Annotated in this window: 10 protein-coding genes; 2 read left to right on the top strand and 8 right to left on the bottom strand. The window is 63.8% G+C overall.

Annotation, left to right across the window (positions count from 1 at the left end):
• Positions 1-112: 112 nt before the first annotated feature.
• The 8 genes from VFO93_RS10110 to VFO93_RS10075 all read right to left on the bottom strand — a co-directional run bounded on the left by VFO93_RS10110 (position 113) and on the right by VFO93_RS10075 (position 18219).
• The gene (locus VFO93_RS10110) at positions 113-2464 is read right to left on the bottom strand and encodes a S41 family peptidase (RefSeq protein ID WP_325134249.1); all 2352 of its coding nucleotides are present in this window, start codon (positions 2462-2464) and stop codon (positions 113-115) included.
• 98 nt (positions 2465-2562) lie between these two features.
• Entirely contained in the window at positions 2563-4617 is a 2055-nt protein-coding gene (locus VFO93_RS10105) for a DUF2264 domain-containing protein (protein ID WP_325134248.1), read from the bottom strand.
• A gap of 312 nt (positions 4618-4929) precedes the next feature.
• The gene (locus VFO93_RS10100; RefSeq protein WP_325134247.1) at positions 4930-6096 is read right to left on the bottom strand and encodes a glycoside hydrolase family 43 protein; all 1167 of its coding nucleotides are present in this window, start codon (positions 6094-6096) and stop codon (positions 4930-4932) included.
• 30 nt (positions 6097-6126) lie between these two features.
• A complete protein-coding gene (locus VFO93_RS10095) occupies positions 6127-8001 on the bottom strand; it encodes a glycoside hydrolase family 35 protein (protein ID WP_325134246.1) in 1875 nt (624 codons plus the stop codon).
• A gap of 139 nt (positions 8002-8140) precedes the next feature.
• Positions 8141-9919 (bottom strand): RagB/SusD family nutrient uptake outer membrane protein, encoded by a 1779-nt coding sequence (locus VFO93_RS10090; protein ID WP_325134245.1) that lies wholly within the window; start codon positions 9917-9919, stop codon positions 8141-8143.
• A gap of 45 nt (positions 9920-9964) precedes the next feature.
• On the bottom strand, positions 9965-13141 hold the full coding sequence (locus tag VFO93_RS10085) for a TonB-dependent receptor (protein ID WP_325134244.1): 3177 nt from the start codon (positions 13139-13141) through the stop codon (positions 9965-9967).
• A gap of 92 nt (positions 13142-13233) precedes the next feature.
• Complete coding sequence (locus VFO93_RS10080) at positions 13234-14994, bottom strand: RagB/SusD family nutrient uptake outer membrane protein (RefSeq protein ID WP_325134243.1); 1761 nt, start codon at positions 14992-14994, stop codon at positions 13234-13236.
• Between the two features lie 117 nt (positions 14995-15111).
• The gene (locus VFO93_RS10075; RefSeq protein ID WP_325134242.1) at positions 15112-18219 is read right to left on the bottom strand and encodes a SusC/RagA family TonB-linked outer membrane protein; all 3108 of its coding nucleotides are present in this window, start codon (positions 18217-18219) and stop codon (positions 15112-15114) included.
• Positions 18220-18720: 501 nt separating this feature from the next.
• Here VFO93_RS10075 and VFO93_RS10070 point away from each other — a divergent pair.
• Both VFO93_RS10070 and VFO93_RS10065 read left to right on the top strand, forming a co-directional pair.
• Positions 18721-22974: a two-component regulator propeller domain-containing protein gene (locus VFO93_RS10070; protein ID WP_325134241.1), complete on the top strand. Its 4254-nt coding sequence runs from the start codon at positions 18721-18723 to the stop codon at positions 22972-22974.
• A gap of 226 nt (positions 22975-23200) precedes the next feature.
• Positions 23201-24451, top strand: coding sequence for a DUF2264 domain-containing protein (locus tag VFO93_RS10065; RefSeq protein WP_325134240.1), 1251 nt, complete (start codon positions 23201-23203; stop codon positions 24449-24451).
• The last annotated feature ends 93 nt before the right edge of the window (positions 24452-24544 follow it).

Raw genomic sequence — 24544 nt, 5'->3', positions numbered from 1 at the left:
CATCGGCCAAGACAACTGTAACTCCTGGCACCAATTGGCACACGGACAGCAACTCAGCTTTCGGCCACTTACTAAAAGCCCTGTACTCTACTCGCTTCGTGGCGAGCAGCCGCTAAGGATGCTCCGTGGCCACTTCAATGGCTTTTTCCAGCAGCTCGTCGCGGCCGGCGCGCACGCCTTCAAGGGTGCGCTCCATGGGCACGTCGGGCAGCACGCCCACACCGTGGTGGGGCTGCCCGTTGAGGCGGCGCACCTCTATGCCGGTCCAGTAAATGGTATAGCGGCCGGGCAGCACGAAGGGGTTGACATCGCCGTTGGTGCAGGCCGTGGGCTGTCCTACGATGGTAGCTAGGTGGTAGCCCTTCACCAATCCCAGCACGCTTTCGGCAAAACTGACGGCGCGGCCATCGGTAATAAATACTATACGGGCCGCCAAATGAGGCTTTTTCGGCTGCATGCTCCAGCCCTCATACCGGTAGCCAACCAACTGCTTTTGGTCGGGGTAGATGTAGCGCGGCACCCGCATCCAGTGGGTGGCAGTGTCGGGACGGGTCAGCAAGTGGCTCAGCAGTTCCTTACTGCCTGGGTAGCCCCGCAGGTCACAGATGATGGCTTTGGCCTGGGCCAGCTCAGCGAGGTGCGGGGTGATTTTCTCCATCGGCAATTGGTCGAGGTTGACGTAGAACACGCCGGGGCTGAGTTGCCGGTAGGGCTCCAGCGACGCTTTTTTGGTGGGAAAGGACTGGCCGTTCAGGCTGTAGTGCAGCACCAGGTTGCGGGTAGTGCCGGTGGCGTGCTGCACCTGCACACGCAGCACGGAGTTGGCCGGTCCCGTCCTCGTTTCCTCGGCCGCCAGATAGTTCAGGAAGCCGGGCGTGGCGGCCGAAATAAACTGCTCGGCCTGCTCGAAAAATTCCCGGGGATTCTCGCCATTGATGGCCGTCACCACGTCGCCGCGCCGCACCGGCAGCGAGTCGCCCAGCACCTGCGTGATGGCCAGCTTGCCCTGCACCCACTCCCACTTTAGCGGCAGCTGCTGCGTGCGCGGGCGGGGGCCGGCATACTGGAAGTAGCCGTGCCCATCGTGCAGGCGGGCCACGAGGCGGCGCAACACCTGCCCAAACTCGTAGCCCGACTGCTCGGGGTAGGCCGCCCGCAAATACTCGGGCAGCGCGGCCGGCCAGTCGGAGTGGCTGACGGCGAAATAGGGATAGAAATGCTGGAAAATATTCCAGGTAATAATGACGTCGGCCAGGCGCACGGCGCGGGTGGCGCCGGTATACTCGGTGCGGGCCACGCGGGCCAGCGCCTCCCGCAGCTGCCGCCCAGCGGCGGGGTCGGCGGCCGGGTAGGTAGCAGTTTTAGTACCATAGAGGGCCAGCGGGAGCACGCAGCGCAGGTTGCTGCCAATGTCCTCCTGCACCACCTCACCGATGGCCGCCTGATGGGCAAACAGCGGCGGGGCTTCGACCTCGCTTTTAGCCGGATGGGTAGCTTTGGGCGGCTGGTATTTACTGGTCATGGCCAGGTATTTATGTCCTTCGGCCGCCTTGCCTTCCTGCACCAAGTATGTGTAGCCGTTGGCTTTATCTTGCGCCTTATCTTCCTGGGCTTCGAGGCTGCGCGGGTAGCGGCCGGTAGAGTCGCCTTCGAAGCCAGTGGCAAACACCGTTTTCCAGCGCCCACTGTCCTGCACCTCCACCCGCAGCCGGTCTACTTGCAGCTCGCCATCGCCGAGTAGTTGCACGCCCACGTACAAGCCATTGGCCTGCTGGTCGATGCGGCCGCTGATGGTATAATCGGCCCATTGGCCGTACAGGATGGGCCGGTCGCTCATATCCTCCCGAAAGCCCGTGCCTCGCTTTTCCAGGCTTATCCCCGCAAATAGCGCCCCAGTAGCTTGGTTGGGCTGCGTATTGCGCACGGCCGCCACGTAACGAAACGGCAGCCCCTGGTAAGCCGTGGCATCCAGCCATTTGACCACGGTACCAGACCGGCTGACGTTCAGCGGAGCAATAGGGGCCGGCACGGGCCGGTGCAGGCGGCGGCTGTAATAGGGCCCGTAGGTGCCGGCCTGGCCGTAGCCCTCGTACTGCCAGCTGATGGGCTGGTAGCCAGCCAGGCGAGGCGGCGTAATCGCCTCTTTCTTAAAGGTGTAACTTTTGCCGGCCGGCACCAGCTGAAGCGTGGGTGCCAGCGGCCGAAACAAGCCCAGCAGCGTGGCTTGCAACTCGGCATCGGTGCGGGCGGCCAACACCCGCTCGCTGCCCAGGATGGCCAGGCTATTCCAGTCGGTAGCCGCCGCCTCGTCGCTTGGGTGGAAGTAGCGCACGTAGCCGTAGAGCCGAGCAAAGGTGGCCAGGCCTTCCTGCTGCCGCTTGGTGGGCTGCGGCTGGGCGCGGGCGGCGGGCCCGGCCAGCCCCAGGGCGGCGAGCAGGCTTAAGGTTAGGCAAAGCTTTCTCATGTAGTTTTTTTAGCGGTGAGCGGTTTCCGCAGTGAGTAGCTTGCCCGCGCTTTAGGTTGCACGAAAAGCCTTCGCCAGCACAGCAAGTTGCCGCTGCGCTAGTACTTGATTTGCCGGCGGGTACCGTCGGCCATTTCCACAGCCACGCTGCCATCGGGCGCGGGCGTGAGGCGGCGCACGGGCGACAGCTCGGTCTTCGTCCACTTTTGCCCCGATTTTTTCCAGAGCATGAGCGTAGCGTAGAGCCGGGGGCCGGGAGTGAATTGCGCGCTGGCGTTGAGCAGCGTGCTAGTGGGTTTCACCGGATTGAGGCCCTTGGTGTCCAGGGTTTCGAGTTGGTCCCAGCCGCTCAGGTTTACCAGGGCCAACTGGTAGGTGCCGTTGTCGATGAGTTGCACCTCGTGGCCCCCGACTTTGCGGGTACTGCGCCGGATGGTGCCCGTGAGGTTGGGCAGGGCGTAGTGGCCCAGGCGGGCAGCCACAGGCTCGGTGCCGACGCTCTGGTCTACGCGCAAAATGCCGTTGGGCAGCGGCATGTCGGCCAGGTGCAGCTTCACGTTGGGGTTGGTTTCGAGCTCGGCGTCGCGGTAGTACACGCCACTCTCAAACTTCTTGAACGTGAACAGACGCAGCGCCTCCCACTTGTTCTGTTTGTTTTTGAAGACGTAGTTCATGGCTACTTCGCCGTTGGGCCCGTCGGCCTGCCACGGAAAGGCACTGTTGTAGCTCAGGCGGTTGTAGTTTTCACTGGCCCGAAACGGCTCGCCCGCCCCGATGGCCTTGAAGTGGCACCACGCCCGAATTTCGCTGGCCCCGATATTAGCGTAGTCGGTCAGCAGGATGTTGGGGCCGGGCAGGTAGTTGTTCAGCACCTTGCCGGAAGCCAGCGCGGGTGTAGCCCAAGTGCCCTCGTTTTCGGGGGCCGTCCAGAAGGGCGAGTCGGCCGGCGTCAGCAAGCCCAGGAATACCTTGCTCAGCCAGTACATGCTGCCCCGGCAGCTGTAGCCCTGCACGGCGGGGTCAAACTCGCCGTAGAAGCCCAGATTAGGCACGTTATCCTGCAAAAAATCAGGGTTCTGCAAAAATTGCAGCAGCGTGCCCGAGGCAATGCGCCGCATCCAGCCGAAGTTGGTATCGGCCTCGGGCTCCAGGCCCATCAGCGGAAACGGCACCGCCGCCGCGAAGCGGTAGCCGATGCTGCGGCCGTACATTATCATGCTGCCGTCGCGGGCAAACATATAGGGGTAGCTGGCGCGCAGGTCGTTGAAGTTGCTGGTGAGCTGGGCGGCAATGTCGGGGTAGTGCGCGCGGGCGTAGTAGTGCGTCCAGAGCTTGCCGTACATCTGGAACGCCCACATACTGTAGTAGTCGTAGAACGGCGCGTCGTGGTACCAGCCCTGGCCCCGGTAGTGGGTCAGCTGCTTGCGGGCGTACTCTTCCAGCAGCGGCTTGTTTACCTTATAGCCGCGCGAGTCGAAGAAACTGAGCACGAATACGTTGAAGTAGCGCCAGTTCTGCTGCACCGTGGGGCCGTCGCCGTAGCTGAGCATGGTGGCGGCCAGCTGGTCTTTGGTGGCCTGGGGCAGCGGGTCCCACAGCACCTCGGGGGCCGCGAAGAGGGCCACCGCCAGCCCGCCAAACTCCACCAGGTTCTGGCTGGGGCCGCCGTCCTTGGCGCGGGGCTTGATGTAGCTCGGGCTGGCCGGGTTCACGAGCTGCGTTAGCTGGTGGCGGTAGTAGTCGGCCACGCCCACGCCGTTCAGGGTCAGGCCGGGTTCTTCTTTCAGCAGCGGCGCGGCCATGAAGAGCGTGCGGCACAGGCCTTCGAGTTTTTCGGTGGGCACCTGGCTTTCGCTGCGTGGGTAGCTTTTGCCCGGCTGCTTCGGAAACTGCATCGGGTCGTCGAGCTTATGCACGTAGCTGAAGGCCCCGCCGAGCAGGTAGCGGGCGGCATCCTGCCAGTGCCGGCGCGTCATGCCGGTGTAGGGGCTCAGCGTCTTATCAGGGTTTTTGACCTCGAAAAGCGGCAGCTTGGTGGCGGGCCGCGCCACGTGGGTATCAAAAAAAGCGGGGGTAGTGGCGGTAGCTTGGCCTAGGGCGCGCCCGGCGGGCAGCGCCAACAGCGCGCCGGCCAGCAAAGAGAAATACTTCATTGAATTCATCGATACAGTTAGCAAACCCAAGTTGCAGGGTAGCCGCGAAGCGGCGGTACGTTGGTAGTCTATGTGACTTTTCGCAAGCCAGAGCCGCAAAGCGGCGGCATTTTCTCGTGGGTGCCGCCGCTTTGCGGCTCTCCGCAGATTGCTACGATAACTACCAACATGCCGCCGCTTCGCGGCTACCTCGCAACTTGAGCTAGTAAAGCAAAGGCCGGAGCCTGCTAGTGCAGCAGCAAGCTCCGGCCTTTTTTTCGTTATTCTGGGCCCGCGACCAGCGCAGGCTCGCTACCAACGCGTAGTAGCGCCTTATTTTGAGTCGTTAGCGGCGCGGCCTTCGCTGGCTTTGGGCTGGTTGAACACGCCCAAGTCCCAGCGGTCGGCCCAGGTGAGGCGGGGCTGGTCGCCCTCGAAAGTGAGCGGCAGCCAGATGTAGCCGCCGTCGATGGGGTTCTTCGGCGTCCAGCGGTCGGCCATGAAGATGAAAGCATCCTTCTTGCCCGCTACCGGCAAAATGTAAGTGCTCTGCGAGTTGTAGGTGATGTTGGCCTGCGGGCCGGTGGCCGGGTTATCGAGCTGCCGCCACGGTCCCCAGATGGAGCTGCTCACAAATGAGCGCGCCGCGTTGGGGTCCCAGCCGGTGCAGCCCGAGGTAATGAGGTAGTACTTGCCATCCTTTTTGCACAGGGCCGGGGCCTCGTTGTGCCCGGCCGGCGCGATGGTGTTCCACTTGCCCGTAAAGTTCTGGTAGTCGTCGGTGAGCTCGGCCACGTGCAGCGTCAGGTTTTCCTCCGACGACGCGATGTGGTAGGCCTTGCCATCGTCGTCCACGTACACCGTCATGTCGCGGGCCATCTGCCCCGGCTCGAAGTCGCGGCGGATAAAGAGGCCCTGCGCCACGGCCGTTTGCCAGGTGGGCGTCCACCATTTCAGGTCTTTTTCGCCGGGCACGGGCTGCTTCCACTCTTCCTTGAAGCCCAGCGGCCACTGCCCCGCGCCGGGCCGGAACGAGCGCACGTACTTGTAGGGCCCGGTGGGTTTGTCGGCTACAGCCACGGCCGTGCGGGCGGCCTCGTAGCCCTTGCCCTTCAACTCCAGGTGAAACCACATCACGTACTTGCCGGTCTTGGCGTTGTACACCACCTTGGGCCGCTCCAGCACGCAGCCTTTCTCCACCTCCGAACCCGAGCCCTCGGGCGCTACCGCGAAGGCAATGCCCTCATCCTTCCAGTTATACAGGTCTTTGGACGAGTAGCAATGCACGCCTACCTGGGCGCTGTTGCCCTTGGGGCCGGCTATCTTGTGCTCGCCGAAAAAGTAGTAGCGGCCCTTGTCGTAGAGCGCGCCGCCGCCGTGGGCGTTGAGGTGCGTGCCCTTATTATCGGGCCACGGTTGGCCGGGCGCGAAGGCCGTGCGCTTCTGCGCGTGCGTAGCGCCGGCCAGCGCCAGCAAGCCCAGAAAAAGAAGATGTTTCATACCAGGAAAAAGGACCGGAAACGGTGAAAATTAATTAACCAGTGCCGAGCTCGGGCGCACCTCGCTCAGAATGGGATGGTCGAGGAAAGTCAGGGTAGCCTGCTTGGTTTTGAGCATTTCCAGCACGGTCACGGTGTTCGCGCCTTTCTTGAGCCACTCGGCGGGCACGTACAAGGTTTGCTGCGGGCCAATGGCCCAGTAGCGGCCCAGGTTGTGGCCGTTTATCCAGACCACGCCCTTGCCCCACTGCCGCATGTCGAGGTAGGTATCGGTGGGCGTGGCCACCGTGAAGGTGCCGCGGCTCACGGCCGGCGCGTCGTTGCTGGCGCGCGTGGTTTTCGCCGTGGCCTTCTGCGGGTCTTGCGCCAGGGGCAGGCCGTAGTGCTGCCAGTTGGTAAGCTCTTTGCCGCCCAGCGTCACGCTCTTGGTGATGCCTTTGTTGTTCTCCAGCAAGTACTTGCCGAAGTTGATGCGGCCCAGGTTTTCTACCACAATGTCGAGTTGCACCTGCCCGGCGGGCAGCGTCAGGCGCAGGCTGTCCTGCTCCAGGCGGCGGTCGAGGGTGCCGGCGCGCTTGCCGTTCACCAGCACCACGGCGTAGTCGCGCACGTCCTTTATTTTAAGCCATTTCTCACCGCCACCCGCCACGGTAGTGCGGTACTGCACCAGGCCGTAGGCCTGCTTGAGCTTTTCAAACGTGAGGGGCTTTTGGCTGGCCACCGGGGCGGCGGCCCGGCTCATCAGCTCGCCGTTGTAAGTGAGCTGCACGGCAGGAAAGGCCACGCTGGGCTTGGCGGCGGGTACGGGCGGCAGGGCGGGCGCGCCGGCCGGCCGGTACTTGGCAATCACCTCGCGGAAGGCGCGGAACTTAGCCGTGGGGTTGCCGGCCTCGTCGAGCGGGGCGTCGTAGTCGTAGGAGCTGATTTGGGGCTCGTAGTGCGTGCCGGGGCCTTTGTAGTTGGCTCCGTTCATGAAGTCGCGGGTGGTGCCCCCGTGAAACATGTACATGTTGATGCTCATGCCCGCGCGCAGCACCGAGTCGAGACCCGGCGTGTACTTGGCGGCGGGCACGGTGTGGTGCTCGGTACCCCACCAGTCGAACCACGCCGGGTACCACTCGGCCACGTAGTAAGGGCCTTTGCCATCGTGGTTGGCGTTTACCAATTGCCGAATCTGGCTGGGCTTGTCCACGCCGTTCACCGCGGGCAGCAGGCCGGGCAGGTGGCCAGCAGCCACGTCGGCGGCCGGGTCGCAGGTGTAGAGCAGGCCGTCGAAGCCGGCTTCCTCAAACATCTTCTTGTTCTGGGTTAGGTACACTTTGTCCGAGCCGTAGGAGCCGTACTCATTCTCCACCTGCACCATCAGGATGGGGCCGCCGTGGTTGACTTGCAACCCGGCCAGCTGCTTGCCCACGGCTAGCAGGTAGCGGCGGTAGGCGGCCAGGTACTGCGGCTCCTGCGAGCGCACTTTCAGGCCCGTGATGTTCTGGAGCCAGTACGGGTAGCCGCCAAATTCCCACTCGGCGCACACGTAGGGGCTGGGGCGCAAGGTCACCCACAGGCCTTCTTCCTGGGCCATCTTCACGAAGGCGGCCACGTCGTTATTACCCGTGAAGTCGAACTGGCCCGGCTGCGGCTCGTGGGCGTTCCAGAATACGTAGGTGCCCACCGTGTTCAGGCCCATGGCCTTGGCGGCGCGCAGGCGGCTGCGCCAGGCTTCGCGCGGAATGCGCGGGTAGTGCAGCTCGCCCGACACAATCTGGTAGGGCTTGCCATCGAGCAAAAACTGGCTGGCACCCAGCGCGAAGGTGTGGGTAGGCGCGGGCGCGGGCCGCTTGGGGGCCGGGGCGGGGCCCAGCCCCAGGCCAACGCCGGCCAGTACTAAAGGAAGAAAGCGCGTGGTCATGTAACTAAATATGAGCAAGAAAGTAGATTCGGCCGGCTAGGTATTGACACAAAAAGAGGTAGCAGGCACTCCAGGAGTTGTTCGTAAATTCCCAGAATGCCGGCTACCTCTTTTTATTATCGCTGCCTGCTAGCAGCTGCTACCAGCCGGGGTTTTGGCGCAGCAGCGGCACCTTGCGGATTTCCGCGTCGGGCAGGGGCAGCAGGTACATCTCGGGGCGGAAATTGTGGCGCCGGATGGTGGGCACGATGCTGTAGGTGTAGGGGCCGGGCGCGGTGGCAGTGCCGCGGTTGGTGATGCGCATCCGGTTGTTGAAGGCGTTGTTGGTCACCATCGCGATTTTCCAGCGGCGGATGTCGTGGTAGCGGTGGTCTTCGTAGCACAGCTCGATGTGGCGCTCGTTGCGAATGAGGTCGCGGGCCGCCGACTGGCTGATGCCCGATGCAATGCCGTAGCGCCCATCGGTGCCGGGCAATATGCCCGCGCGGGTACGCAGGGCGATGATTTGCGTAATGGCGTCGTTGGTGCGGCCTACTTCATTGAGGGCCTCGGCGTAGTTGAGCACGATTTCGCCGTAGCGCATCAGCGGCCAGCCGCGCTCGGTGCTCGCCCCGCTGCTTTGCGAGGTAGTCGAGTCGCACATCTTGCGGCACCAGTAGCCGGTGTAGGAGTTATTCAGGTTGAAGCCATCCGAAGAAGCGCCCTCGTAGGTGTACACCGGGGCCGCCCGCCCGGCCGAAGCCTGGAAGATAGAAGCCGTGTTGTAGATAATCGAGTAGTTGAAGCGCGGGTCGCGGTTCACGTAGGGGTTGGTGGCCACGTAGCCCGAGGTGGGGTCGGTGATGGCTTTGCCGTTGCGCATCGGGAAGGCATCCACGATGTTCTGGGTGGGCATCGAGTACGTAGAGCCTCCGCGCGAGGGCGGGTTGTAGTAGTACTCGAAGTCCTTGTTGGCCGGGCGGTTATAAAAGAAAATGTACTCAGGATTCACACGCTGCAAGAACACCGAGTAGTAGCCGTAGCCGGGTTTGGTGGCGTTGTCGGTGTAGAGCGAATACAGGTTCAGGTCCATCACGGCCTTGGCGGCGTCGGCGGCGGCCTGCCAGCGGGCAGTATTGGCGCTGGGGTAGCTCACCAGGGCCGCGAGGCTGGCGTCGGTAGTTTCGGCCCCGCCATTGAAGAGCGGGCTGGCGGCGTAGAGTAGCAGGCGGCTTTTCAGGCCCAGGCAGGCCCCGGCGGTAACCCGGCCGTAGTCGGGGCCGGCGTAGTCGCTGTTGCCGCGGGGCAGCACGGCAGCGGCGGCATCCAGCTCGCTGCTGATGTACGTGACGCAGTCGGCGTAGGAAGTACGGGGCAGGTTAATCACGTCCTCAATGCCGTACACCTTATCCCCGATGATGGGAACGCCGCCGAAGGCAATGAGCAGCTGGTTGTAGTACCAGGCGCGCAAAAAGCGCACCTCGCCGGCCATGCGCGCCTGCATCTTTTTGGAGAGCGGCGTGCTGGGCAGCTTGCTCAGCAGCAGGTTGCAGCGGCGGATGTTCTGCCAGGGCGTTACCCAAAAGTCGCTGCCGTTGTTAGAGTCGAAACTAACGCCCGACGAAGCGCCCGAGCCGTAGAAGGCCAGCGGCGTGAGAATGCCGCTGTAGAGCTGCACCGACACCTGCGGCGTGCCCGAGTAGTTGTACTCGGCATCGTCGGTGGCGTGCTCACTGTTGCCGTGGCTCGACCAGCGCTGCTTGGCAAAGCTGAACGCCACGTCGGAATAAATACGGCTCAGAAAGCCCAGCGTGCGGGTGCTGTCGGCAAATACCGTTTCCTCGGTCAGGGCACTGGTTTTAGGCTCGAGAAAGTCATCTTTCTGGCAGGCCGTTGTCAGGGCGAGGGCGGCCAGCGCCACGGGAAGTAGCTTTTTCATATACGAGATACTAGAATAGGGTGGGAAGTGAGCTAAGCAGTGAGGTTAGAAAGTCACACTGAGGCCGAAGTTCACGAGGCGCTGGGGCGGGTAGGGCGTGCTGGCGATGTTGAGGTTGATTTCGGGGTCAAAATCGTACAGCTTATCGGCTACCGTCCAGGTCAGCAGGTTGGTGCCGTTGGCGTAGATGCGGGCGGCCGGGATGCCCAGGCGGCGCATAAAGCTGGTGGGCAGGTCGTAGTTAATCTGGGCATTTTTGAGGCGCACGTAGTTGCCCGAAATCTGCCAGAACGTGGAGCGGTTGGCCGGGTCGCTGATGCCGCCCAGCAACGAGAGGCGCGGGTAGGCCGCGTCGTCGCCCAGGTCGGGCGTCCAGGCGCGGGTGTGCACCTCGGTGAGGTTGGCGCCGAATGCCTTAATGGCTTCCGCGCCACCGGCGATGTTAAAATTGGCCGCGCCCTGAAACAGCACGCTAACGCTGAAGCCCTTGTAGCGCACGCCCAGGTTGAGGCCGAAGGTGGTGTTGGGCAGGCTGGGAAAGCCGGTTACCGCCTGGTCGAAGGCGTCGATTCTACCGTCGCCGTTCAGGTCTTTGTACTTGAGGTCGCCGGGCTGCGCGCCGGTAGCGGGCTTGGGCACGTCCTTGTTGGCGGCGTCGGCCTGGCTGTAAAAGCCGTCGAAGACGTACACCCGCTGCTGGCCGATGCTGTTGCCCGTAAAGTTCTGGTAGCTGTACTGGTTCTGGGGCTCATCCTGGAAGATGATTTTGTTTTTGGCAAACGAGTAGTTGCCCCGGATGGAGTACGAGAAATCGCGCGAGAGTGGGCTCTGGTAGCCCAGCTCTACCTCGATGCCCTGGTTGCGCACCATGCCCAGGTTCACGGGCGGCAGGCCCTGGCCGAAGATGCCCGATACCGTGCCGCGGGTGGTGAGAATGTCGTAGCGGTTGTTGCGGAAGTAGTCGACGCTACCCGACAAGGCATTCTTGAACAAGCGGAACTCCACGGCTACGTCCAGCTTTTTCTCTTTTTCCCAGGTTACCTGGTCGTTGGGCAGGGTACCTTCGGCGATGCCGTTTTGCGGCGTGCTGGTGGTGCCGGTGTTCCAGCCGATGCCGGGGTTACCGTTGGTGCTGCCGCTGTTGAAGTAGTTCTGCTGGTAGTAGTACGAGTAGCCGCCGCCCAGGGCGTCGTTGCCCACCAGGCCGTAGCTGCCGCGCAGCTTCAGCATGTCCACCACCGGAATGGCGCGCTTGAAGAAGGCTTCCTCGGCAATGTTCCAGCCGGCCGATACGGCCGGGAAAAACCCGTAGCGGTTGGCCGAGCTAAAGCGGTCGGAGCCGTTGTAGCCGGCATTGAACTGGAACAGGTAGCGCTCGTCGTAGTCGTAGCCCAGGCGCAGCGAGTAACCCAGGAAGTTGGCCGGAATAAAGTTGTAGATGTTGTTGCTGTTGCCGGCCGTGTTCGAGTTGCGGTTATAGAGCGCCAGGCCCGAGGCGTGGTGCTTGCCAAACGTGCGGTCGTAGCCCAGAATGGCTTGCAACGTCAGCACGCGGGTAGTGCCGCGGGGGTTGTAACCCAGGCTGTAGCGCGTAGTGCGGAAGACGTTTTGGTCGCGCGGGGTGTAGGCCGTGGGGTCGTTGGGGTCCTTGGTGGGGTCGTAGATGAAGGACGGAAACGAGTTACGCGTGTTGCTGCGCGTGTAGTAGTAGTTGCTGGTGTAGGCGGCGCGGCCCGTCAGGGTGAGGCCCTTGAGGGTGCTGTTGTAGGCCCCCAGGTCCAGCTTGCCCGACAGCACCCCGTTGATGTTATTCTCGAAGTTGCGGATGTAGCCGTTGTTGGTTACGCGGCCGATTACGTTGTTCACGTCGTAGGCCGAGCCGTTGCTTTTGGCCCAGTTGCTGTAGCCATACGACCCGTTGGGGTTGTAGATGGGGTAGGCAAAGGGCGCCAGCGTCAGGAAGCTGCTGTAGTCGTAAAACACGTCGCCGCCGTTGCCCGAGTTCACCCCGTTGGGGCTGTTTACCGAGGGGTAGTTAACCTCGGCAAAGTTGCCGTACACGTCCACCCGCATGTCGAGGCCCTTGGTTACGTTGATGTCCAGGTTCGAGCGGTAGTTGTAGCGGCGCTGGTAGTAGTTGTTGTTTACGCCGGTGGTGCCGCTGAAGTCTTTCAGCATCCCGTTCTGAAACAGGTAGCCTACCGACGTGAAGTACTTCACGCGGGGCGAGCCGCCCGAGATGTCGATGTTGGCGCGGTACTGCTGGCTCCAGGTCCGAAACAGCTCCTTGCGCCAGTTCACGTTGGGGTGGCCGTAGGGGTCCGAGCCATCCTGAAATTTCTTTAGGTCGTCGGCCGAAAAGCGCGGCTGAAAGTTGGGGTTGGGCGTAGCCAGCGCGTTGTTGTCGTTTATCTGGGCCTGGTTGTAGAGGCGCGCCGACTCGTAGGCGTCGAGGTAGTGGGTAATCTTGGTGGGCTGCGACAAGCCAAACTCGGCGCGGCCCGAAATCTGGGGCGGGCCGTCTTTGCCGCGGCGGGTCGTTACCACGATTACGCCGTTGGCCCCGCGCACCCCGTAGATGGCCGTGGTAGCGGCGTCTTTCAGGATGGAAAGACTCTCAATCTCGTTGGGGTCGAGGCGGGCAAACTGGTCGTAGCTGTACTGAATGTCATCGACGATGATGAGCGGCTGGTTGTTTTGGTTGTAGCTGCTCACACCCCGGATAAAGAAGTTGGCCCCGTCGGCGCCGGGCTGGCCCGACGACTGCTGCGAGAAGAAGCCCGGCAGGCGGCCCACCAGCGAGTTTTGCAAGCTGGCCGAGGGGTTCTGGCGTATTTCCTGGCCGCTCACCTGGCTCACGGCCCCGGTTTGGGTCAGCTTCTTTTGCTCGCCGTAGCCCACTACCGTTACCTCGTCGAGCTTTTGGTCGGTCGATTCCAGCGTTACGTTGATGGTCGTGCGGCTGCCCACCTGCACCTCGCTCAGCTTGTAGTTTACCGAGCGAAACACGAGCACGCCACTTTTGCCCTTCAAGGTCAGCGCGTAGCGGCCATCCACGTCGGTAGATGCGCCGTTGGCGGTGTTGTCTTTTTCGTACACGGCCACGCCGGGCACGGTGCCTTCGCGGTCGCGCACCACGCCCTGCACCACCCGGCTCTGCGCATACGCCAGCTGAATGGTCGCGCCCAGGGCCAGCCACAGTAGTAGTAAAAAGTTTTTCATATATAAATGGGTGGGGAGGTTTATGTTACGCTGGTAGCGTTGGGCGGCGGGCCTGCGGCTGCATCAGCCCAACGCCCGCCGCCGTGTAGCTGCTACCAGCCGGGGTTTTGGGCCAGGTTCAGGTTTTTGGTGGTTTCGTCGTAGGGCAGCGGCATGTAGTAAAGCCGGGGCTGCCAGTTCATCGTGCTCACCTGCTGGCGGGCATAAGTGAAGGTGTAGGGCGAAGCCGTGGTGCCGGCGCCACTGCGCGTAATCTGCACGCCATAGAGCGGGCCGTTGAGCACGGTTTCAGCCGTTTTCCAGCGGCGCAAATCCCAGAAGCGGTGCTCCTCAAAGCCCAACTCGATGCGGCGCTCGTTGCGGATGAGCGTGCGGGCATCGGCCTGGCTCACGCTCCCGGCCGCCGGCAGGCCGTAGCGGCTGTTGGTGCCCGGCGCAATGCCCGAGCGGGTGCGAATAGCGATGAGGCGCGTCAGGGCCTCGTCGGTGCGGCCCAGCTCGTTGAGCGCCTCGGCCGCGTTCAGCAGCACTTCGGCGTAGCGGAAAATCGGGAAGTTGTGGCTGGTGTTGGAGTAGGTAGTGCCCGTCACGAAGTTGCCCGTGAACTTGCGCAGGTAGTAGCCGGTGCGGGTTTGCACGGCCGAGCCGCCGGGGCGGTCCACGCCGCCCGTGAAGGTTTGCACCGGCCGGCTCAGCCAGGTCATGCCGTTGTAAAACACCGTGGCGTCGAGGCGCGGGTCGCGGTTGGTGTAGGGCGCGGTAGCGTTGTAGTTGGTGCCGGTAGCCGTGATGCCCAGGCCCGTATTGGTCGGGAAGGCATCCACAAAATCCTGCGTGGGGCTGGTGAGGCCCAGGCTGGTAGCCGGCGAGCTGTAGCCAATCGGCGCGTTATTGGTTTCGAGCAGGGTGCTGTTGGCCGCCTGCTTGGCCAGGATAATCTCCTTATTCCGCTTCGCCGTGAAGATATTGGAATACGGCGTGGCCGAGCCCACCGTGCCCGCATTCAGGGCGTAGTAGTTGAGGGCCACCAGCTCCTGGGTGGCATCGTAGGCGCGCTGCCAGCGGCTGGGGTCCGCGCTGGGGTAGCCTTGCAGGTCGCTGGCCCCGTTTACCCGGCCCCCGTTGAAGAGCGGGCTGGCGGCGTACAGCAGCATCCGGCCCTTGAGGGCCAGGGCGCAGCCCCGCGTGATGCGGCCCCAGTCGGCATCGGCCAGGGAGGCATCGGCCCGCAGGTTGCCCTTGATGGCATCGCACTCGCTCACGATGTAATTGACGCAGTCGGCATACGTGTTGCGCGGCAGCGACAGGTCATCGTTCAGGGTAAACACCTTGTCGCCGATGAGCGGCACGCCGCCGTAGCGCTTCACCAGCTCGAAGTACAGCATGGCCCGGATAAAGCGCACCTCGGCTTTCCAGTACACGTTGTTGGTGGCCGACACGGGCACGCGGTCAATGTTGGCCAGGAAAATATTTACCCGCCGAATGCCGGCGTAGGCAGAGTTCCAGTACGGGTCGGGGTTGTTGACCGAGCTCACCGTCCCGTTGGTGTAGTACTCTACCGGGCGCTGCAAGCGCGAGGGCACGGCATCGCCGGCCCCGGCCGCCAGAAAGTCACCGATGTCGGTGTTGGCCCCGATGCCAGCCCCGGCCCCGATGCGGTTGAAGCCGCCGGGCAGGTAGCTATACACGTCGTTGAGGTAAGCCCCGGCCAGAAAGGCATTCTGGTCCAGGTTGTCCCACAGCAGCTCGTCGCGGATGAGGTAGCGCGGCTCCGTTTCGGGGTCTTTCTGGCAAGCAGTGGTTCCGAGGGCCAGCAGCAGCGCGGCGGCCGGAATAAGTAGCTTCTGATTCATAACTATGCTTGGGCTGTACGCTGTCAGCTAGCAGCCAACAGCGTTATTTTTAATGGGTGGGAAGAGTTGCGGCACAAGCCGGCAGCTAGCAGCTGCCAGCCAACAGCCCAGAAAAAATTACAGCTTGATGTTGAAACCAAAGTTGAGCAGGCGCTGAATCGGGTAGGCCGCGTTGAACACCTCGGGGTCGATGCGGTCGCTGGCGTACTGGCTGAAGGTTACCAGGTTGGTGGCGTTGAAGAAGAAGCGCACGCCTTGCAGGCGCACCCGGCGGCTCAGGTCCAGCGGCACGGTGTAGCCCAGCTCCAGGTTTTTGAGGCGCACGTAGCTGTTGTCGTGCAGCCAGTAAGATGAGGTAGCGAAGTTATTGATGTTGTTGCCCAACCCCAGGCGCGGGTAGCTGGCGCCGGGGTTCTGAGGCGTCCAGCGGTCGAGGTGCTGCTCGAAGGCCGGGCCAAAGCCGCCGTTCTGAAAGGCATACTCACTGTTGCCCTGCAGGTATATCTGGCGGTTGAGGGTGCCCTGGAAGAGCACCGAAAAGTCGAAGCCTTTCCAGGCCGCGCCCAGCGTCACGCCGAACGGAATGCTGGGCTTGGTGGTGTTGATGGTAGCCCGGTCGAACTGGTCGATAACGCCGTCGCCGTTCAGGTCTTTGTACTTGATGTCGCCCAGCACCGGCTTGTAGCCCACTGTAGTAGCACTACCCGCAATTTCGGCCTGGGTCTGGTACAGCCCGTCGGCCACGTAGCCCACAAACTGGTTGACCGGCCCGCCGGTGAGCTGCATCCAGGGATACGGCCGGTACACCTCGTCGATGTTGCGGATGCGGGAGTTTTGCACGCTCATGTTCAGCGAGCCAAACAAACTGAGGCTGCCAAACGACTGCTGGTACGTGAGCTGGCCCGTGATGCCGTAGTACTGCGTGCGGCCGATGTTCTCGTCGGGATAAGTCTGGCCGAGCAGGCCCGTGTTGCGGCCGCGCTGATACAGCAGGTCGTAGTACAGCGAGTTGAAATACTCAAGGGTGAAGCCCAGGTGATTGTCGGCCAGCGCGCCCTGCACGCCCAGCGACAGCTTGCGGGCTTTTTCCCAGGTGCGGTTGGTGGCGGCCAGCGTTTGCTCGCTCAGCGAGAACGTGCCGCTCGCGCCGGTGCCATAGAAGGTGTTAGGCGTGTCGAAATACGTTTGGATGTAAGTGAAGTAGCCCGGCACGTCGTTGCCCGTGACGCCGATGGAGCCGTACAGCTTCAGAAACGACAGCCACTGCTGCGACTCCATAAAGCGCTCGCGCGAGATGTTCCAGGCCAGGCCCCCGGCCGGGAAAAAGCCGTAGGCCGTGCCGCTGGCGTAGCGGTTCGAGCCGTTGAGGCCGAAGGCTAGCTCGGCCACGTATTTCTGCTGGTAGTTGTACGACGCGCGCCCCGACACGCCCTGCACCGTGTAGGGCAGGTCCGAGTCCTGGTTGGTCGACTGGCGGCTGGCCACGGCCACGGCACTCAGGCCGTGTTCGCCAAACTGGCGGTCGTAGCCCAGCAGGCCTTCCACGTAGGTAGTGTTGCTCTGGTAGCTGATACCGTTGCTGTTCGACTGGTCGCTATTGACCCCGAACTGCTGGTAGGTGGGGGTGCCGGTGGCCGGCGTCGTTTGCAAGAAGGTGGCGAACGACTTGCTACGGGTGATGTTTTCCGACAAGCTGGCGTAGTACGAGCCCGTGAGGCGGGCGTAAAGGCCCTGCGTCACCTCATTGAGCGTGCGCTGCAAGTAGAAGTCTCCTAGTACGTTGCGCTTGTAGTTTTCGCGGTAGCCCGAGCCCACGGTCTGGGCGTACACATTGTTCTGAAACTGCTGCGTGCCGCCGTAGCTGCCATTGGCGTTGAAAATCGGGTAGGCGTTGGCCGGCGTGTTGATAATCGACGCCAGAATAGTGTTGGCCGTCGCGCCCGCGTCGTTGAGGTTTTGCAGGCGGCCCAGCAGCCGGATGCCGCCCGTCAGCTTCTTGCTCAGCTGCAAGTCGATGTTGGAGCGCACCGTGTAGACCTTGTAGTCGTTGCTGGTGTTGTAGCTGTTGATGTCGCTGGTTTTGAGCAGGCCCGACTGGCTCAGGTGCTCCAGGCTCACGAAGTACTTCGAGAAGGCATTGCCCCCGCTGGCGCTGAAGGTGTAGCGGTCGAGCTGCGACGACTTCTTGAGCACCGCGTCGCGCCAGTTCACGTTGGGGTGGCCGATGGGGTCCGAGCCGTCCTGGTAAGCTTGCAAGTCGGCGGCCGTGTACACGGGCGGCAAGCCGTCATTCTGGGCCGCCTCGTTGTAGAGGGTAGCGTAGTTGTACGAGTCGAGGGCGCGGGGCAGGCGCAGCGGCTGCTGAATGGCCGACTGCACCGTGAGCGAGATGCGCGGCTGGCCCGGCGTGCCCCGGCGGGTGGTCACGTTCAGGATGCCGCCGTTGGTGTTGCGCACGCCCAGCATCGAGGTGGCCAGCGCGTCGCGCATTACCGTCACCGACTCAATCTCTTCCAGGTCAAACAAAGCCAGCGGGTCGAGCGACGAGTTGGTGCGCGCGATGCCGTCAATCACAATCGTGGGGCTTTGCCCCAGTATCGACACAGCCGACACGTCGTCGGTGGGCCGGCCCGAAAACTGGATGGCCTGCAAGCCCGCCGCCTGCCCCGCCAGCGCGTTGAGGAAGGTCGTGACCGGAAATTTTTGCAGGTCGCGGTAGTACACGGTCTGCGTAGAAGCCGCCGTGAGGTCCGGCCGGATAGACGTATTGAACAGCAGCCGCACCGGCTTGAGCCGCGCCACCGCCGGGTTGCGCGTATCGAGCATGATGATGGGCGTGAGGTTGTCGGTAACGGCAAAGCGCCGAATCACCGACTTGTCGATGCTTACCACCAGCGTTTCGCCGGCCTTCACGTCCGGCATCTGGGCCTGGCCCACCGAGTCGGTGAGGGCCGTGAAGGCGCCGCTTTCGGTGGCCAGCTTCACGCCGGCCAGGGGCTCGCCGTTTTCGTCCGTCACCGAGGGGGTAAACACTTGGGCTACGGGCTGCTTGTTGAGCTCGGGCGGGGTGCCACTGGTGCGAGCCGTATCGGTGGGCGTGGTAGCGCGGGGCGGCAATATCGGCGTATTGATAACCTGCGCCTGGGCAGCCGTGGTACCAGCCACGCCGGCCGCCGCTAAGAATAGTAGCCGGCATAGCGCCCGTGAGGGTAAGGGTTTGGGCATAGAAAAAAGGGGGTAGCGGAAGACGCTGGGTGGGAAAATCGGGGCTAGCTCGGAGCAGTGGCACCAGCCGGGCCAGCCCTAGTAAGTAAATGCTTACTGCACGTAAGCAACCCGCGTTGGTAACAGTGCAGCAACACAAAAGTAGCAGCATTTCCACCGGCGCGGCGGGTACGTTTTCATCAATTAGCAGGGGGTAAATTCATCCATTGCTTACGTGACAGCAACCTTCTTGAAGCGACTTTATTTAAAATATTTGCCATTCAACTACTTTACAAACAATGTATAAAAGCACTTGTCAGCTTATTTAGAGCAGGTAGAAAAACGGCGCTGGCCGCCGCACATGGTTGGGCGGCCGGCCTTACCTTGCAACCTGATTAGGGCTGGCTCGTGGGCCGGCCTTTAACTAGCATCCACGTCTTGCTTTACTTGGCCGGGCGGCCAGCTTCTCGTTCGGTTTATCCGGCGCTTACTGCGCCCGTCTTCGCTCCTACCGCCGCGCCTATGCCGCTTTTTTACCGCTACCTGCTTTCGCTGCCGCTGCTACTCCTGCTAGCACTGGGTACGCGGGCGCAGGACACCGCCCCCGGTGAGTTTCGCTTCGAGCACCTCACCGTAGACCAGGGCCTGAGCCACAGCGACGCCATGGCCGTGGCCCAGGACCGGGCCGGCTTTATCTGGGTGGGCACCAATCGCGGCCTCGACCGCTACGACGGCTACGCGCTGCGGCCCTACCTGCTACCCATCACGCGGCAGGGCGTGGCCGGCAACCGCATCAAGGTCTTGCACGTGGCCCCGGCTACCGGCCGCCTGTGGGTGGGCACCGAGCGCGCCGGCCTCTACTACTACGATGCCGCCGCCGACCAGCTGCGCCCCCTGAGCCCGGCCGCCGCCCCGCCCGCCGCCCGCCCGCTGCTGGCCCAGCTCGCCGATGTCAGCATTATGGCCCTGACCTCCGATGCCCAGGGGCGGCTGTGGGTGGCCACCCCCAAGCACGGCCTGTTTTTGCTGACTTTTGATGCGAAAGGCGGGTTGGCCAGCGTGCGCCTGGTGCCGTTTGCCGCCCGCCAGCCAGCTGAGCACTACCTCAGCAGCCTGGCCACCGATGCCGAGGGCAACGTGTGGGTGGGCACCTACAACCAGGGCCTCGGGGTGGTGCGCCCCGGCAGCGCCGCCCCGGTAGTAGAGCCCACCGAAATAAACGACCACGTGCGGGCGCTGCTCGTGGACCGGCGCGGCGACTTCTGGATTGGCCTCAACCAGCAGGTGCTGTGGGTGAGCGCCGCCAACCGCCGGGCCGGCCGCCAGCTGGCCGCCCACCCCCAGCCGCTCGACTACCCGCAGCTGCAAGCCCTTCAGCTCGACTCGTTTGGGCGCTTGTGGGTGGGTACCAACTACGGCCTCTACGTGTGGGAGGCCGGGGCCGTGACGGGCACCGCCCCGCCGCTGCGCCCCGCCCCTACCCTGCTGCTGCCGCAGGATGGCGAGCCCGGCGGCCTCAACTCCGAGCGGGTGCACCAGATTTTCGAAGACCGCACCCAGGTGATGTGGCTCTGCGCCTCGGCCGGCGGCCTCAATAAGGTGAATCTGCGCCAGAAGCCCTTTGGGCAGCTGCGCCGGCAGCGGGCCGGCCAAGCGGCGCTGGCCAGCAACTACATCAACGCCGTGTATAAGGAAGAGGCCACCAACACGCTGTGGCTGGGCACCCGCAACGGCGTGCAGGCCTACGACCTCGCCCGGCAAACCTACCGCAGCTACCTCAGCGAAGACAAAACCTCGGGCCGCAGCAGCATCGACGTGTCGGCCCTGTACCAGGCCCGCAACGGCACCCTCTGGATTGGCACCCGCAACCGGGGCTTGGTGAGCCTCAGCCGCGCCGGCGGCCGCGAAACCCTTACTACCTACGACCCATTTGTGGCCGGGGCCGGAACCCTGCACGACGCCAGCATCGAGCGCATCACCGAAGACCGCGCCGGCCACTTGTGGGTAGCCACGCTCAATATGGGCCTGCTTGAGTTCGACGCCCAGGGCCAGCTGCTGCGCGCCTACCTCGCCAAAAACAGTGCGCTGCCCACCAGCCGCTTTACCTACCTGCTCTACGACGCGCGCCGCGACGTACTGTGGGCCAGCACCGCCGACCAAGGCCTGCTGAAGCTGCGCGTGGAAGCCGACTCGCTGCGCGTGCTGCGGCACTTCCAGCACCAGCCCGACGCCCCCGACGGCCTGCGCGTGAACTACGTGTGGCCGCTGCTGCTCGACCGCCAGGGCACGCTCTGGATTGGCACCATCGGGGGCGGGCTGCACTGGCTGGCTACCGACACGCAAGGCCGCGAAACGGTGCGCAGCGCTTATAAGCACTTGCCCGAGAGCGATGTAGAAAGCCTGCTGGCCGACGACGCCGGCCACCTCTGGATAGGCGGCACCGGCCTCTACCGCTACGCGCCCGCCACCCGCCAGTATTTGCGCTACGACGTGGCCGATGGCCTGCAAAGCAACGCCTTCAAGATAGGCGCGGCCGACCGCGGGGCCGATGGCACGCTCTACTTCGGGGGCATCAATGGGGTGAGCTACTTCCAGCCGGCCATGATTCAGCCCAACCCCTACGCGCCGGTAGTGCAGCTCACGGGCCTGCGCGTGGCCAACCAGCCGGTGGCCGTGGGCCAGCCCTTCAACGGCCGCGTGCTGCTGCCGCGCCCGCTGTCGGAGGCGCAAACGGTAGTAATCCGGCCCGGCGACAATGATTTTTCAGTGGAGTTTGTGGGGTTGAACTACGCCAACCCACAGAAAAACCAGTACGCCTACCAGCTCGAAGGCTACAATCGGGGCTGGGTGACGCCGCCGCCCGGCCAGCGCTCGGCCAGCTTTGCCAACCTGCCGCCCGGCCACTACACGCTGCACGTGAAAGCCAGCAACGGCGAGGGCGCGTGGAGCGCCCGCCCGGCCACTATCAGCTTCGACGTGCGCGCGCCGTGGTACAAAACCGGCTGGGCCTACGCGCTGTACGCGCTGGCGCTGCTGGGCGGCGTAGCGCTGTACCGCCGCATCGAAATGACGCGGCAGGAACTGAAAAGCAAGCTCGCACTGGAGCATTTTCGGGTCGAAAAAGAAAAGGAGCTCACCAACCTCAAGCTGGGCTTTTTCACCAACATCAGCCACGAGCTGCGCACGCCGCTCACCCTCATCCTGGGGCCGATGGAGGAGATTGCCGGCAGCCCCGGCCCGGTGCCCGGCCTGCAAGCCAAGGTGCAGCTGATGCAACGCCAAACCCGCAAGCTACTCGATTTGGTAAACCAGCTGCTTGATTTTCGCAAGGTTGAAGCCGGCCACGTGCCGCTGCGCGCCGCCCGCCAGGACATTGCGCCGTTCGTCGCCGAGCAGTACGCCAGCTTTCAGCTGCAAGCCCAGGAGCGCGGCGTGCAGTACCAACTCGACCTGCCGGCCGGGCCGGTGCCGCTGTTTTTCGACCAGGGCAAGCTGGAAATTATTCTGACCAACCTGCTGGCTAATGCCTTTAAGTACGTGCGCCCCCAGGGCCGCGTGGAGCTGACTGCCGCCGCAGTGGGCAGCCCGGCCGGCCCGGCCGTGTACACCGATGGGCAGCTGGCCGCCAATTACTTGCGCATCACCGTCTCGGATACCGGCCTGGGCATTGCGGCGCACGAGCTCGACCGCATTTTCGACCCCTACTACCAGGCTGCGCACACCAACACGCTGCGCATGACGGGCACCGGCATCGGGCTGGCGCTGGCCCGGCAGTTTGCCGAGCGCCACGGCGGGCAGCTCACGGTGGCCAGCACGCTGGGCGTGGGCTCCACCTTCGAGCTGCGCCTACCCTTCGGCCAGCAGCACCTGCGCCCCGAAGACCTGGCCCCCGCGCCCGAAACCCCCGATATGGCAGCCGAGGAGCCCTTGCCCGAGCCAGCCGCGCCCGACGAGCTACCGGCGGGCGAGCCAGCTACGGAAGCGGCCCCGCCCGCCAGCCCGCCACGCCTGCTGGTGGTAGAAGACCACGACGAAGTGCGCGACTACCTCTGCGAGCTCTTCGCGGCCGACTACCAGGTGCTGGCCGCCGAAGACGGCGTAGTCGGCTGGGAAATGGCCCTGGCCCAGCAGCCCGACCTCATTATCTCGGATGTGATGATGCCGCGCTCCGACGGCCTGGAGCTGTGCCAGAAGCTGAAGCAGCACCCCAAAACCAGCCACATTCCGGTGCTGCTGCTGACCGCCCGCACCGCCGAAACCCACCAGCTCGAAGGCCTCGGCATGGGGGCCGACGACTACGTGAGCAAGCCCTTTAACCCCACCCTGCTGCACGCCAAGGCCGACGCCCTGCTGCGCAACCGCCGCAAGCTACACGAGTTTTACCAGCGTCGCATCTTGCTTCAGCCCACCGAGATAGTAGTGGCCGACGCCGACCGCGAGTTTCTGGAAAAAGCCATGCACGTAGTCGAGCAGCACCTCGGCGACGCCGAATTCAGCGTGCAGGTATTGGTGCGCGAGCTGGGCCTCAGCAGTTCGGTTTTTTACCGCCGCATCAAGAGCCTGACGGGCCAGACGGCGGTGGAGTTTATCCGCGACGTGCGCCTGAAGCGGGCGGCCCAGCTGCTGGCCAGCACCCAGCTGCGGGTGTCGGAAGTGGCCTTTGAGGTGGGCATCGAGAATGCCAAGTACTTCCGGCAGGTATTCCAGAAGCTGTTCGGCACCACGCCCTCCGACTACGCCCGGCAGCACCGGGGCGCGGCCGCGCCGGCCGAGTAGCGGCGGCAGTTCCACCCGCGCCTCGCTGGCTTGTGCCGAAAACTTCCCCGCTGATTTTCCAAAATGCCCCCGATTCGTCGGGCCAGGCGGCCGTACTATTGTGGCAGCGGCCGTTCCTGCTTTTTTGCCGCTGGTGTGCCTCCCGGCAGGTAGCCGGCTGCGGCCCAGCACTTGGGGCTGTTTGCTGGTCGATTCCGAACTGCTGAAGTTCAAAAAGTAAGCTTGCATGAAACGTCGTTTTTTTCTGGGCCAGGCGGCTACCGGCCTCTCGGCGCTGGCCTTGCCACACGTAGGCCACGCCGCCGCTCCTACCCTTTCGCCCCCCGCCAAGCGCCCCGCCAACGACCGCGCCTACTGGCTGGCTACCCTGCTGCGCGTGGCCAGCCCGGTGCTGGCCGCCGGGGCCGCCGGCCGCCTCAAGGCCACCATGCCCATTGAGGCGGCCGCCGGCCAGCAGCAAGGCCGCCGTAGCGTGAGTCACCTCGAAGCGCTGGGCCGCACCCTCGCCGGCCTGGCCCCCTGGCTCGAGCTCAAAGACGTGCCCGCCGATGAGGCCGCCCGCCAGCAGCAGGCCGCCGAGCAGGCCCGGCAGGCCATCGCCCACGCCGTCAATCCGCAGGATGTTGACTTTCTGAATTTCAACCAAGGCGGCCAGCCGGTGGTCGATGCCGCTTTCCTGGCCCATGCGCTGCTGCGCGCGCCCACCCAGCTTTGGGAGAAGCTGCCCGCCGCCACCCAGGCGCAACTGGTGGCGGCGCTGCAAAGCAGCCGGGTCATCAAGCCGGTGTACAGCAACTGGCTGCTGTTCAGCGCCATCATTGAGGCGGCGCTGCTCAAGTTTACCGGGCAGGGCGACCCCATGCGGATGGACTACGCCATTCGGGAGCACCAAACCTGGTACAAGGGCGATGGCACCTACGGCGACGGGCCTGATTTTCACTGGGATTACTACAACAGCTACGTCATTCAGCCCATGCTGCTTGACGTGGTGGGCACGCTGGTGGCGGCCGGCCGCGAGCGCAAGGAGTTGCTCGACACGCTGCGCACCCGCGCCCGCCGCTACGCCGCCGTGCAAGAGCGCCTCATCGGGCCCGATGGCTCATTTGCGGCGTTTGGGCGCTCGCTGGCGTATCGCTGCGGGGCGTTTCAGCACCTGGCGCAGTGCACCTTGCAGGGCGTGCTGCCCGAGGGGCTGCCGGCCGGGCAGGTGCGCAGCGCGCTCACGGCCGTCATTCAGCGCACCATGGAGCCCAAGGGCACCTTCGACGCGCAGGGCTGGCTGCAAATCGGGCTCTGCGGCCACCAGCCAGGCATCGGCGAGGGGTATATTTCCACGGGCAGCCTTTACCTCTGCTCCACCGCCTTTCTGCCGCTGGGTTTGCCCGCCAGCCATGCCTTTTGGGCCGAGCCCGCCCAGGACTGGACCGCCCGGCGCATCTGGTCGGGCCAGGATGTCAGGCTCGACCACGCGCTGTAGGGTGGGTGAGTGGGTGAGTGGTTTTTTGGATGAGTGGATGAGTGGGTGATACTGTCATGCTGAGCATTCTGCGCATCAAGCAGAGACGCAGCG

Origin of the sequence: Hymenobacter sp. (genome assembly GCF_035709525.1) — a bacterium.
Taxonomy (GTDB): Bacteria; Bacteroidota; Bacteroidia; order Cytophagales; family Hymenobacteraceae; genus Hymenobacter.
Note: the sequence above shows the minus strand (reverse complement) of the source record. Positions and strands in the feature narration are given on the sequence as shown.

Coding starts and splice junctions, on each gene's coding strand:
- VFO93_RS10065 (WP_325134240.1), top strand. CDS start 23,201: ATGAAACGTCGTTTTTTTCTGGGCCAGGCGGCTACCGGCCTCTCGGCG.
- VFO93_RS10085 (WP_325134244.1), bottom strand. CDS start 13,141: ATGAAAAACTTTTTACTACTACTGTGGCTGGCCCTGGGCGCGACCATT.
- VFO93_RS10080 (WP_325134243.1), bottom strand. CDS start 14,994: ATGAATCAGAAGCTACTTATTCCGGCCGCCGCGCTGCTGCTGGCCCTC.
- VFO93_RS10095 (WP_325134246.1), bottom strand. CDS start 8,001: ATGACCACGCGCTTTCTTCCTTTAGTACTGGCCGGCGTTGGCCTGGGG.
- VFO93_RS10105 (WP_325134248.1), bottom strand. CDS start 4,617: ATGAAGTATTTCTCTTTGCTGGCCGGCGCGCTGTTGGCGCTGCCCGCC.
- VFO93_RS10110 (WP_325134249.1), bottom strand. CDS start 2,464: ATGAGAAAGCTTTGCCTAACCTTAAGCCTGCTCGCCGCCCTGGGGCTG.
- VFO93_RS10100 (WP_325134247.1), bottom strand. CDS start 6,096: ATGAAACATCTTCTTTTTCTGGGCTTGCTGGCGCTGGCCGGCGCTACG.
- VFO93_RS10075 (WP_325134242.1), bottom strand. CDS start 18,219: ATGCCCAAACCCTTACCCTCACGGGCGCTATGCCGGCTACTATTCTTA.
- VFO93_RS10070 (WP_325134241.1), top strand. CDS start 18,721: ATGCCGCTTTTTTACCGCTACCTGCTTTCGCTGCCGCTGCTACTCCTG.
- VFO93_RS10090 (WP_325134245.1), bottom strand. CDS start 9,919: ATGAAAAAGCTACTTCCCGTGGCGCTGGCCGCCCTCGCCCTGACAACG.